At 62.4% G+C, this 9,433-nt stretch carries 15 protein-coding genes; 7 read left to right on the top strand and 8 right to left on the bottom strand.

What is annotated here, in order from left to right; all coding sequences use genetic code 11:
* Positions 1-362: pirin family protein (locus tag PDO_RS18355; RefSeq protein ID WP_007605468.1), on the bottom strand; the 362-nt coding region annotated here is incomplete at its 3' end.
* 162 nt (positions 363-524) lie between these two features.
* Between PDO_RS18355 and PDO_RS18350 the strand changes: the two genes are divergently transcribed.
* Positions 525-815 carry a toxin-antitoxin system TumE family protein gene (locus tag PDO_RS18350; protein ID WP_007605466.1) on the top strand — a complete coding sequence of 97 codons (291 nt, stop codon included), beginning with the start codon at positions 525-527 and terminating at the stop codon, positions 813-815.
* On the top strand, positions 812-1,165 hold the full coding sequence (locus tag PDO_RS18345) for an HVO_A0114 family putative DNA-binding protein (RefSeq protein ID WP_007605464.1): 354 nt from the start codon (positions 812-814) through the stop codon (positions 1,163-1,165). Before PDO_RS18350 ends, PDO_RS18345 begins: the two co-directional genes overlap by 4 nt.
* Positions 1,166-1,221: 56 nt before the next feature.
* Here the strand turns inward: PDO_RS18345 and PDO_RS28430 are convergent, their stop codons facing one another.
* The 3 genes from PDO_RS28430 to PDO_RS18330 form a co-directional block, all read right to left on the bottom strand.
* Entirely contained in the window at positions 1,222-1,461 is a 240-nt protein-coding gene (locus PDO_RS28430; RefSeq protein WP_244426483.1) for a nucleotidyltransferase family protein, read from the bottom strand.
* 133 nt (positions 1,462-1,594) lie between these two features.
* Positions 1,595-1,849, bottom strand: a complete 255-nt coding sequence (locus PDO_RS18335) for an exodeoxyribonuclease VII small subunit (protein WP_007605460.1) — start codon at positions 1,847-1,849, stop codon at positions 1,595-1,597.
* Between the two features lie 2 nt (positions 1,850-1,851).
* The gene (locus tag PDO_RS18330; protein ID WP_007605458.1) at positions 1,852-2,787 is read right to left on the bottom strand and encodes a histone deacetylase family protein; all 936 of its coding nucleotides are present in this window, start codon (positions 2,785-2,787) and stop codon (positions 1,852-1,854) included.
* Between the two features lie 190 nt (positions 2,788-2,977).
* On the opposite strand from PDO_RS18330, the gene PDO_RS18325 reads away from it, so the two are divergent.
* On the top strand, positions 2,978-3,379 hold the full coding sequence (locus PDO_RS18325; protein WP_007605456.1) for an acyl-CoA thioesterase: 402 nt from the start codon (positions 2,978-2,980) through the stop codon (positions 3,377-3,379).
* A gap of 3 nt (positions 3,380-3,382) precedes the next feature.
* On the opposite strand, the gene PDO_RS18320 is transcribed toward PDO_RS18325, so the two are convergent.
* Genes PDO_RS18320 through PDO_RS18305 form a run of 4 tightly spaced genes read right to left on the bottom strand, consistent with a single transcriptional unit; the run spans position 3,383 to position 6,194 of the window.
* Positions 3,383-4,267: an aminoglycoside phosphotransferase family protein gene (locus PDO_RS18320; RefSeq protein ID WP_037074606.1), complete on the bottom strand. Its 885-nt coding sequence runs from the start codon at positions 4,265-4,267 to the stop codon at positions 3,383-3,385.
* A 54-nt stretch (positions 4,268-4,321) separates the two neighbouring features.
* Positions 4,322-4,885 (bottom strand): biotin transporter BioY, encoded by a 564-nt coding sequence (locus PDO_RS18315; RefSeq protein ID WP_007605453.1) that lies wholly within the window; start codon positions 4,883-4,885, stop codon positions 4,322-4,324.
* 29 nt (positions 4,886-4,914) lie between these two features.
* Entirely contained in the window at positions 4,915-5,517 is a 603-nt protein-coding gene (locus PDO_RS18310; protein ID WP_007605452.1) for an energy-coupling factor transporter transmembrane component T family protein, read from the bottom strand.
* Complete coding sequence (locus PDO_RS18305) at positions 5,514-6,194, bottom strand: ABC transporter ATP-binding protein (RefSeq protein ID WP_037074614.1); 681 nt, start codon at positions 6,192-6,194, stop codon at positions 5,514-5,516. Before PDO_RS18305 ends, PDO_RS18310 begins: the two co-directional genes overlap by 4 nt.
* A 311-nt stretch (positions 6,195-6,505) precedes the next feature.
* On the opposite strand from PDO_RS18305, the gene PDO_RS18300 reads away from it, so the two are divergent.
* From PDO_RS18300 to PDO_RS18285, 4 genes are all read left to right on the top strand, one after another.
* On the top strand, positions 6,506-7,693 hold the full coding sequence (locus tag PDO_RS18300) for a winged helix-turn-helix domain-containing protein (RefSeq protein ID WP_007605450.1): 1,188 nt from the start codon (positions 6,506-6,508) through the stop codon (positions 7,691-7,693).
* A gap of 67 nt (positions 7,694-7,760) precedes the next feature.
* A complete protein-coding gene (locus PDO_RS18295; protein WP_007605449.1) occupies positions 7,761-8,198 on the top strand; it encodes a GNAT family N-acetyltransferase in 438 nt (145 codons plus the stop codon).
* Between the two features lie 50 nt (positions 8,199-8,248).
* The gene (locus PDO_RS18290) at positions 8,249-8,683 is read left to right on the top strand and encodes an antitoxin Xre-like helix-turn-helix domain-containing protein (protein ID WP_007605448.1); all 435 of its coding nucleotides are present in this window, start codon (positions 8,249-8,251) and stop codon (positions 8,681-8,683) included.
* Positions 8,684-9,394 carry an RES family NAD+ phosphorylase gene (locus tag PDO_RS18285; protein ID WP_007605447.1) on the top strand — a complete coding sequence of 237 codons (711 nt, stop codon included), beginning with the start codon at positions 8,684-8,686 and terminating at the stop codon, positions 9,392-9,394.
* The last annotated feature ends 39 nt before the right edge of the window (positions 9,395-9,433 follow it).

Raw genomic sequence — 9,433 nt, 5'->3', positions numbered from 1 at the left:
GTGCGCTCCGAATGCACGATGCCGCGCCCGGCGGTCATCAGGTTGATGTCGCCGGGCGCAATCACCAGCTCGGTGCCCAGGCTGTCGCGATGCTTGATCTCGCCGTCGAACAGATAGGTGACAGTCGAGAGCCCGATATGGGGGTGCGGCCTGACATCCATCGCATCGCCCGCCTTCAGCACGGCCGGTCCCATGCGGTCGAAGAAGATGAACGGCCCGACCAGCCGCCGCTTCGCCGAAGGCAGCGCCCGGCGCACGGAAAAATTGCCGATATCGCTGGAGCGCGGGATGATCAGATGTTCGATGGCATCGCAGGCGAACGCATCGCCGGGAACGGGGTCATTGCCGGGAAAGAAGGACATGGGCGCAAGTCTCCGGTTTATCGTGCCGCCACTGTAATCCGGGATTGCCGCCACGCACAGTCTCCATGGCCCTCTGTGACGTGACGCAGCGTTCGATATTGGGGGAACTTGTGGGGTATACGATTGATTGACGCTTATGGCGTTGAATGTCATAGTGACGATATGAAGGCCGAGCTGCTCTTTCGTGAACGTATCATCTATAGCGATGGGGCCATTCTCGAGATGACCGTCTGGCGGGTTCCCATGCCTGTCCCACCGTCGCGGCATTTCCTGAAATACTCGCTGTTCTATGGTCGGCCCGGCGAGCGCATCGTCTTGTACGATAACGAGCGCGGCAAAGGTGACCATAGACATTATGGACCACGTGAGGAGGCATACCGATTTGTCTCCGTGGAGCGATTGCTCACAGACTTCAGAAGCGATGTCGAATTGGCCAGAGGTGAAACAATATGAGCAAGGATATCAAAGTCCACGTCGGCGGCTCCTTCGACCAAGCTGCTAGTCGTTTTATCGACGCATGGCACCGCGCCGAGGCGGGAGATCCGGTTTCGGAAGAGCACCTCACCTTTGTCGATTGGGAGGCCTTTGCCCGTACCATGACGGGCAAGCGCCTTGAGTTGTTGCGGTATCTTCACCGTCATCCCCAGGATAGCGTTGCGGCCTTGGCCCGTAGCCTCAAGCGCGATTACCGCCGGGTGCATGAGGACGTCGAGATTCTGACCGCGGCCGGTCTTATCAATCGTGACGGGTTAGCGCTGACTGCGGGATACGATGAGATTCGCACAGTGATTGCGCTTGGCTAAATAAGGCGATCGCTCGGCCGTTTTCGACGATATCGCGCATACGGGTCAACGGGCGCTTAGTAGGCAATGGCGCGATCCCGTTCCACGGAACGCCGAACATTCTCCTTTTCGATCGGTTCGGCGATCACATCGACATTTTGAAAACCTGTGATGGCAGTTATCTTTTGCTGAAGGATCGCAAGCGCACTGAAATATCCGAGACCGGATTCGGTCACTGGTCGAGAAAGCTTGACCAGAATGTCGAGATCCGATTCTGCTGTTGCTTCGCCGCGCGCAACGGAACCGAAAACGGACACATGCTCGGCGCCCACCGCCGACAACTCGTCGCGATGCTCCCTCAGCTTGGCAATCCAAGGTCCTTGTCCATAGGGGCAATATACGGGAATTTCCCGTTCCGGTCGAGGTCCGGGCTGAGCGACGACCGTCAGCTCACTGCCCGTCGAGCGGCTCCACGCCGGCCGGCTTGCCGGCGCGGTCGAGGCGGATCTTCTCGATACGGTTTTCGGCGGCCGACAGAAGCGTCTCGCAATGTTTCTTCAGAAGTTCGCCACGCTCGTAGATGGCGATGGATTCGTCCAGCGCCACATCGCCGCGTTCCAGCCGCGCCACGATGCTTTCGAGCTCGGCCACGGCCTTTTCGAAGGAATAGCCGGTCAGGTCGGCGGGGGCAGCGGTGTCGGACATACTCAACCCTTCATCAGTCTAGCGATATGCAGGCCGGCCGATTCGGCCAGTCCTTCCAGATCATAGCCGCCTTCAAGCAGGCTGACGACCCGGTTCTTGGCAAAGCGATCGGCCACTTCCAGGAGCCGCCCGGTCGCCCAGTCGAAATCCTCACCGACCAGATTGATCTGCGCTAAGGGATCGCGGTGATGCGCGTCGAAGCCGGCCGAGATCAGGATCAGGTCGGGTGAAAAGTCATGCAGTGCCGTCAGCACGCGCGATTTGAACGCTTCGCGAAAGTGGTCGGAGCCGACATTGGGCGAAAGCGGCGCGTTGACGATATTGTTCTTAGTGCCCGTCTCGTCCTTGGCGCCGGTACCGGGATAAAGCGGCATCTGATGCGTCGAGCAGAACAGCACGGACGGATCATCCCAGAAAATGTCCTGAGTTCCGTTGCCGTGATGCACGTCCCAGTCGACGATCGCGACACGCTCGACGCCATAGACTGTCTGTGCATGACGCGCGGCGATCGCCACCGTGTTGAACAGGCAGAAGCCCATCGCCTTGCTCTTTTCGGCGTGGTGGCCCGGCGGCCGTCCGGCGACAAAGGCGTTGTCGGCCTTGCCGGTCATCACGTCGTCGACGGCTGAAAGCGCGCCGCCGATCGCGGTCAGCGCCACCTGCAGGCTTTTCGGCGAGGCATAGGTGTCGGCCTCGATCTGGTTGATCTCGCCGTCTTCCTCCGGGATCTGGCGCATCACCGCAAACAGGTGCTCTTCCGGATGCGCCAGTGTTACCGCGTCCTCGTTGGCCTGTGTCGCCTCGATCCGCACCAGCCGTTCAAAGTTCGGATGCTCCAGCGCGATGTTCAGCGAGCGCAGCCGGTCGGCCCGTTCCGGATGGCCGGGCGGCGTATTGTGCTCGAGAAACAGCGGGTTCTCATAGAGATGTGTGGTCATGGCATCCTTCCTCGGTCGAGGCTGTACATAACGCGCCCGTAGCCCATCTTCCACCGCTAGACGGCGTTTTTACCGTATTCGACCGGCGGTCCGAGGTTTACCCTGTTTCGCGATGGTTTGCCGCTGAGCTTGTTATCTTTTAGCCAATGCCGTTAAATGTGCCAAAGCCATGGAAAGACAGGCCTTATTCATGAATGAGATCGAACGGGTCGAGGTGAGCCAACTCACCATTCCCTATCGCGACATTGGCATGTCCGGCGAGATGCAGGCGGCTGCCTATGTCACCCATGCGGAGGCCGCTCTCACGCATTTCTGGCGCTATCGCCCGCCGCTCGAAGACGAGCCCACGTATGCCGTGTCCAAGCTCGAACTGCGGATTTTCTTTCCGCTGCGCTTCGAAGACAAGGTCACGCTCACCGTCAAGATCGACAAGATCGGCGGCAAGTCGCTCGGCTTCGAGGTCCTGTTCGACAAGGATGGCCAGACGTCAGCCGAGGTCGACGTGATCTGGACGGCGCGTGATCCCGATACCACGGAACCGGTGGCGCTTCCCGAAGACACGCGCGACTGGCTGTATCGGTATCTGAGGTAAATTTCAGAGCTTCTCACTCAGGATGACGGCAAGAATTCGACGCTGCCCGTCCAGCGCAGGTGCTCCGCTGCGGCGCATGTCAACCGTTGTAATCAGTGCCTTCCACAGCGCCCAGCCTCTTGCACGCTGCCATGTCGTGTCATCCAGTGGCAAGGCGGTGCGAAATCGCGCTCTCGCCTCGCCGTGGAGGAAATTCCAGGCAATGACCAGATCGCAGGCGGGATCGCCGATGGCGGCCGTACCGAAGTCGATCACGGCGACAAGCTGCCCGTCTGCCACCAGCAGATTGCCCGGCGCGATGTCGCCGTGAACCCAGACCGGTGGCCGCACCCAATGGCTGGAAAGTGCCTCATTCCAGATCGCGGTCGCGACGTTGCCATCGATCTCGTCCGCAAGTTCGGCGATCGCCGCGACAGTCTCAGCGCTGTAGATGCCCAGGTCGCCGCCGCGGTGGAAATTGTGCGGACCGGCCGGCGGGCCGCCGGCGGTCTCGGCCCGATGCAGGGATTGGATGAAACCTGCAAGCCGGTCGGCAAATCCGGTCATGTCCGCGATCTGTGCTGCCATGGCCGGTTCGCCCGTGATCCAGCCATAAATGCCGAAAGCAAAGGGATAGTGTGACGACGCTTGTCCCTTTGCGAGCGCGGTCGGGATCGGAAGGGACAGTTGCGGCGCCAGCACAGGAAGGATTTGTTGTTCCTTCGCCACCTGCGCCGCATAGCTCCCAGCGCTGGGCAACCGCACCGACATCGTTTCGCCGAGCCGGAAGGTCTGGTTGTCCCAGCCGCCGGGCACCACCTTTCGAACCGGCAGTGCCGCCCATTGTGGAAACTGGTCCGCGATCAGCGCGCGGACCAGAGGCTCGCTTATGTCCAGCCGGTCACTCAACACCCGAGCTCGATCTTTGCCAATGCAGTTGGGTTGGCATTCTGACCAGTCTGCTCACGCGCTCCGGTGCAGGATCGGGTAGCCGACCATCACGGCACGTCCGGCAAGACCTGCGACGACGGCCTTGATCAGGTCGCCCGGGATGAAGGCCATCGAGCCGTAAAAGGCCTTTTCCAGTCCGAGGCCGGCGCCGAAGGCGAGATAGCCGATGCCGAACAGATAGAGGACCAGAACTCCACCGATGGCGGCAGCGGCGATGAAGCCGAGTGTCTGCTTGGTCGCCGCGAAGGTGTAACCGGCAAAGCCCTCGGCGATCCGGCCGGTAACATAGGCGGCCGGCAGCCAGCCGAGCAGGAAGCCGACGGTCGGGCCGGCGAAGACACCGAGACCACCGCGTCCGCCCGACAGCACTGGCAGGCCGATCGCCACAAGCAGGATGACCAGTGCCACCGCAAGAACACCGCGTTTGGCGCCGAGAACCACGCCGGCCAGCATGACGCCGAGCGACTGGGCGGTGATCGGCACCGGAATGAAACCGAGCGTGATCGGCGGCACGGCACCAAGTGCCACGATGATGGCGGCAAACAGTGCGATAAGGACGAGGTCGCGTGTCTTCATGAGATCCCCCTGATAAACATGATCCAGCTTCACTGCCCGCGAATGCCGCGCGCGTCAATGGCGGCGGCGATGCTGTCCGCATCCTTCAGCGTCGCGATGATCAGCGGCGCGATGACCGTGCCGGCCTTCGGCGTCAACCCACGGGCGCGGTGTGCCTCGCGGATCGCATCATAGCGCGTGATGATTTCCGGGACAAAGCGCACGACCAGCCCGACCGCAAGGCCGATATCGGCGGCCTTCAGCAGCCCCAGCCGCTCCAGCGGCATCGCCGCCTGGCTGATCACCGCGATGAAGTCCGAAATGCTCGTCGTCGCCGTGACGCTTGCGGCCAACAGCATCAGCGCCGTCAGGCGAAGGCCGGTCACGCTCGCCTCCTCGACGCCGTTGAACAGAAGATGCAGGCCGACCACGGCGAGAATGGTGGCAAGGATCGGGACCAGCGGGCGGATCGCCACCCGCAGCGGCTGGCCGAGGCCCAGATAGATCGTGCCGGTCGCCAGCATGGCAAACGCCAGCAGCGGGATCGAGCGCGTCAGGAACAGCAGCACAGCGACGACCATCAGGCCAGCGAGCTTGGCGCCTGCGGGCAGGCGGTGCATCACTGTGCGGCCGTCGTGATAGAGGCTCCTCATGCGCCGACAATCTCCACGTAGTGGGTAACGGCCTCGGTCCCTGCGCCATCAAAGGCGAGCGCCCCTTCGTGGAAAACCAGCACACGCGGATAATCGCGAATCAGGTCGAGGTCATGGGTGATGACGATCGCATGCTGGGCAAGCCCCTCGATTGCCGCCTTGACCATCGCCCGGTTCTTCAGGTCGAGCTGGTTGGTCGGCTCGTCGAACAGGATCACTCCCGGTTCGGTGACCACCACCGCGGCCAGCGCTGCCAGTTGCAATTCGCCGCCCGACAGTTCATGTGGCCGGCGGTCCGCAAGATGGGCAATTCCGAAACGGTCCAGCACGCTGTCGACCGCGGCCTCAAGCGCTGGTCCTTTCAGCCCCCGGCTTTTCGGCCCCATGGCGATGTCGTCGCGGATGATCGGCAGGATGATCTGGTTGGCCGGGTTCTGGAAGATGAAGCCGGCCTTCGCCATGACCGCCCTCTCGTCCTTCACCGTATCCAGCCCGTCCAGAGTGACGGTCCCGGATGTCGGCTTGGCAAGACCGTTGATCAACCGGGCGAAACTGGTTTTGCCCGAGCCGTTGAGGCCGATCACGCCGATCCGCGGTTCCGACAGCGAAAGCGTAAGCGGCGCAAGCGCTGAATGTTCGCCGTAGCGGAGTTGGGTCTGGTCGAAGATGATCTGCACGCGTCCAAACACCCTGTCCAAGCTCTCTGATCCAAGCCGTCTCTATAATCGGGGCGGGGCGTAAGTGCTAGCCTGTCCACCCGAGGTATTGCCCGAGGCATTGAACGTTTGCCCCTCACCCTGGCCATCTTCCCGCAGGCGGAAGAGGGGATGGAGCGGCTACGGCGGACTCCTTCTCCCCGTCAAGACGGGGAGAAGTTGCCGGCAGGCGGATGAGAGGGCAGCGGAAGTTATGTCTGCCGGCAAGCTCATCGGAGAATCTTCGCCAAACACGCATTGAACAAACCACGAACATCCGCTAGCCTCATCTCATGGCGATTCCGATCTCAAATCCGCACGCGCGACGTATCTTCCTCGAGCGACAGGGGCTGTCGCGCCCGCCGCACAAGGCGCTCGGTCGCGACGGTCTCTATGGATTGATCCATGACCTCGGTTTCGTTCAGGTCGACAGCATCCAGGTTGTCGAGCGCGCCCATCACCAGATCCTGTTTTCCCGCAGCCAGACCTACCGGCGCGAGGATCTGTTGCATCTGCTTGAAAAGGACCGCTCCCTCTTCGAACACTGGACGCATGATGCCTCGATCATCCCGTCCGCCTTCTTCCCCTATTGGAAACATCGTTTTCGGCGCCGTGAGGCGAAGATCCTCGAAAACTGGCGCAAATGGCAGGGCGAGGGTTTCGACCAGGCTTTCGTGGAGACCTATGAGCGGATCCGGTCTGGCGGGCCGATCCTGTCGCGCGACGTCAAGGCCGAGGACCATAAATCCGGCGGCTGGTGGAACTGGCATCCCAACAAGACGGCGCTGGAATTCCTCTGGCACACCGGCAAGCTGTCGATCGCAAGGCGGGAGAATTTCCAGAAAGTCTACGACCTGTCCGAGCGCGTCATCCCGGGCGAACACCATGCCGGCGAAGTCGATCACGACAGTTTCGTCGACTGGGCCTGCCGGGCCGCACTCACGCGCCTGGGCTTTGCCACCTCCGGGGAGATCGCCGCCTTTTTCGATATCGTCACGCCCGACGAGGCGAAGGCCTGGGTGACCGCACATCGCGAGGAACTGGAGGAGGTGCTGATCGGGACGGTCGATGGCAAGCCGCGCCCGTCTTTCGCCTTCGCCGCCAGCCTGCCTGCCCTGCTGGATGCGCCCGAGCCGCCGGCCCGCATCCGCGTGCTCTCGCCCTTCGATCCGCTGATCCGCGACCGCAACCGCACCGAACGCCTGTTCGGTTTCTTCTACCGCATCGAGGTCTTCGTGCCCGAAGCGAAGCGCCAATACGGCTATTATGTCTTCCCGCTGCTCGAAGGCGACCGCCTGATCGGCCGTATCGACATGAAGGCCGACCGCAAGGCGGGCGCGCTCGACGTCAAGCGCCTGTGGCTGGAACCGGGCGTGCGCCCCTCTGCCGGACGCCTGGAAAGACTGCAGGCGGAACTGGGCCGTCTCGCCCGTTTCGCCGGCGTCGAGCAGGTCATCTTGCGCAACGGCTGGCTCGGCTAGCGCAGGCTCTTTCGATCACCCGGTGCCTACCAATTGATCCCCATCGCAAGCAGGAAAATTTGCCGCAATGTCCGCCACCTCTGACGCCTATCGCATCGAACCTGTCACGCCTGCCGTCAAAGACTATCTCCGACTGCGCCAGCAGGCAGGCCTCAGCCCGTTTTCCGAGGAAGCCGCAACCCGTGGATTGGCGGGCTCGATCTTCGGCGTCTCGCTGATGCAGGGCGCAGAGATCGTCGGCATGGGCCGCATCATCGGCGATGGCGGCTGCTTCTATCAGGTGACCGATATAGCTGTCCTGCCCGAGCATCAGGGCAGGGGGCTGGGCAAGCGCATCATGTCGGCCCTTGCCGACTACATGCAGGCGCATTTGCCAGCCACCGCCTATGTCAGCCTGATCGCCGACGTGCCGGCCAACAGGCTTTACCAGCAGTTCGGCTTTGTCGAGACCGCGCCGCGCTCGCTCGGCATGGCGATGAAGATCGGTGCGCCGGAATCCTTGTAAATTCCATCAAATGACGTATATACTACCTATCATTTGATGGAGGATGGTCCATGCTGGAAATGCTCGACCGCACGCAGGCACAGACAGCCGCAAGGCCGCAGGGTTTTGCCGCCGAGGCTGATCGCGAGCGGCTGTCGAAGACGGCCTTGAAGGCCTATCGCCGCATCGTCGCCCAATGGGACCTGACCAGCCAGCAGGCGGCTGCCCTTCTCGGCGTTTCCGTCAGTACCTGGGAAAGGTTGAAGCCGGAAACGGTGGTCAAGACACTGAGCCAAGACCAGATGACGCGCATCTCCGCCCTGACCGGCATCTACAAGGGGTTACACCTGCTGTTTGCCGACAGCATGGCCGATCGCTGGCTGTCGCTGGAAAATTCCGGACCGCTGTTTGATCGCCGGACACCGCTCGCTGCCATGATCGAGGGCGGCATACCCCATATGCTCGAGGTCCGCCGCTACGTCGACGCCGTGCGCGGAGGGCTCTGATTGCAGGTCGATGGCGCACCGATCGTCACGATCGCCTATCCAAGGACCGTGCGGCTCGTCTCGACCGCGCGCCTGCGCCAGGCCGTGCTCGCGTCGCTGGTGGATACTGCCGATGAACTGGCCGAACTGGCCGAGATCGAGGCGGCGACCAGCAACAGGATCGTGGCCGAAACGCGCGGCATTTCCGGGCTCGCCGCCAATGAACTGGTCTATGACGTGCCGCATGCGCATTTCATCAATGCCTGCTTTGCCTATGCCAAGCCGCGCGAGCCCAACCGCTTCAACGGTGCCGACCGCGGCGCCTGGTATTCCGCGCTGGCCGTCGAAACCTGCCTCGCAGAAATCGCCTTCCACATGACGGAGTTCCTCGCCAGGGCCGGCGATTTCAACGCCGTGGTGGACTATGCCGAGATGTTCTGCAGCCTGTCGGGCGATTTCGTCGATCTGCGCCCACAGCCGCAACATGGTGCACTCGACCCCGACAAGACGCATGGCTATCCACGCGGCAATGCGCTGGCCGAAGCAGCCCGCAGGGCAGGGACAAACGGCATCGTCTATCCTTCCGTCAGGCACCCGGGCGGCACCTGTTTCGCCGTGCTGCGCCCCGCAGCCGTGCAGTCGGTCCGGCAGGGCGATGTCTACCGGCTGGTCTGGTCCGGCAACCCGGCGCCGACCACGGAAGGCCCGATCACATCTCCACCCTCCCCTTGACGGGGAGGGCCGGACCGAAGGCCCCTCCCAGAGATCAGG

Origin of the sequence: Rhizobium sp. PDO1-076, from assembly GCF_000247475.1 — a bacterium.
Classification (GTDB): Bacteria; Pseudomonadota; Alphaproteobacteria; order Rhizobiales; family Rhizobiaceae; genus Allorhizobium.
The sequence above is the reverse complement of the archived record's forward strand: the minus strand, read 5'-3'. Positions and strand labels throughout refer to the sequence as shown.

Coding starts and splice junctions, on each gene's coding strand:
- PDO_RS18295 (WP_007605449.1), top strand. CDS start 7,761: ATGTCCGCCACCTCTGACGCCTATCGCATCGAACCTGTCACGCCTGCC.
- PDO_RS18325 (WP_007605456.1), top strand. CDS start 2,978: ATGAATGAGATCGAACGGGTCGAGGTGAGCCAACTCACCATTCCCTAT.
- PDO_RS18345 (WP_007605464.1), top strand. CDS start 812: ATGAGCAAGGATATCAAAGTCCACGTCGGCGGCTCCTTCGACCAAGCT.
- PDO_RS18335 (WP_007605460.1), bottom strand. CDS start 1,849: ATGTCCGACACCGCTGCCCCCGCCGACCTGACCGGCTATTCCTTCGAA.
- PDO_RS18310 (WP_007605452.1), bottom strand. CDS start 5,517: ATGAGGAGCCTCTATCACGACGGCCGCACAGTGATGCACCGCCTGCCC.
- PDO_RS18300 (WP_007605450.1), top strand. CDS start 6,506: ATGGCGATTCCGATCTCAAATCCGCACGCGCGACGTATCTTCCTCGAG.
- PDO_RS18315 (WP_007605453.1), bottom strand. CDS start 4,885: ATGAAGACACGCGACCTCGTCCTTATCGCACTGTTTGCCGCCATCATC.
- PDO_RS18350 (WP_007605466.1), top strand. CDS start 525: ATGAAGGCCGAGCTGCTCTTTCGTGAACGTATCATCTATAGCGATGGG.
- PDO_RS18290 (WP_007605448.1), top strand. CDS start 8,249: ATGCTGGAAATGCTCGACCGCACGCAGGCACAGACAGCCGCAAGGCCG.
- PDO_RS18330 (WP_007605458.1), bottom strand. CDS start 2,787: ATGACCACACATCTCTATGAGAACCCGCTGTTTCTCGAGCACAATACG.